At 70.2% G+C, this 1,265-nt stretch carries 1 protein-coding gene; it reads right to left on the reverse strand.

Annotation, left to right across the window (positions count from 1 at the left end):
* A partial coding sequence (locus AC1DOC_RS34110; protein ID WP_478131628.1) for a pseudouridine synthase occupies positions 1 to 1,265 on the reverse strand: 1,265 nt, incomplete at both ends.

The following is a 1,265-nucleotide window of genomic DNA, read 5'->3' on the forward strand; positions in this document are numbered from 1 at the left end:
GCGGGCGGCCGTCGCCGAGCGGATTGGGAATGGGCGCCTCGCGGCCGTCATCGCGCATGTCGCGCGGCTGCTGCTGTCCGCCGCCGGCGTTGCGATTGCCGCGCCGCTTCTTGTTGCGTCCGCTGCGACCGCCGCCGGCACCTTCCTGGCCCGGCCCGCGCTGCTGCTGCGGCGGACGCGGCGCGCCGCCGCCCGAGGCCTGGAACAGCGCGCTGATGTCGCGCTCGTCGAGCTCCATCCAGGCGCCGCGCTTCAAGCCGCGCGGCAGCACCATGGCGCCGTAGCGGATGCGGATCAGCCGGCTGACCGCATGGCCCACCGATTCGAACAGGCGCCGCACTTCGCGGTTGCGGCCTTCGGAGATGGTGACGCGGTACCAGTGGTTGGAGCCCTCGCCGCCGCCCTCCTCGATGGTGCCGAACTGGGCCATGCCGTCGTCGAGGCGAACGCCTTCGAGCAGCTTCTTCTTTTCCTCGGCATTGAGCGCGCCGAGCACGCGCACGGCGTATTCGCGCTCCAGGCCGAAGCGCGGATGCATCAGCTGGTTGGCCAGGTCGCCGGAGCTGCTGAACAGCAGCAGGCCCTCGGTGTTCAGGTCGAGCCGGCCGACCGATTGCCACTTGCCCTGCTGCAGGCGCGGCAGCTTGCGGAACACCGTGGGCCGGTTCTGCGGATCGTCGTGCGTCACGACCTCGCCCACCGGCTTGTGGTAGGCAATCACGCGCGGCGGCGGCGGCGCGATGCGGTAGCGGATCGGCTTGCCGTTGATCTTGACCTGGTCGCCATACTGGATGCGCTGGCCGATGTGGGCCGGCTCGTTGTTCACCGAGATGCGGCCCTGCAGAATGAGCGCTTCCATTTCGAGCCGCGAGCCCAGGCCCGCCTGCGCCAGCACCTTGTGCAGCTTGGGCGAGTCGGCCTCGGGCAGCAGCACGCGCTTGAGGGGCGGGACTTCGGGGCTCTCTTCGTCGGCATCGAACTGGCCCGAGATGACGTCCGCGAAGCGGATCGGCTCGGGCGGCGGTGCGTTGCGCTGCTCGCGCTCGGCGGCGCGGCGTGCGCGGTCGAGATCGTCCTCTTCCTCGTCGGGCTCTTCTTCCTCTTCTTCCTCTTCTTCATCGTCGTAGGAGGAGGAAGCGCGCGCATTCTCTTCGGCGCGTTCGACGGATGTGGCTGGCGCAGCGGCGGCGGCGGGTTCGTCGGCGACTGGTGCGGCGGCGGGCGCTGCATCGGCCACCTGGGCCACGGGTTCGGAAGCTTCAGTT

This window comes from Variovorax sp. 01T439_2 (genome assembly GCF_056398445.1).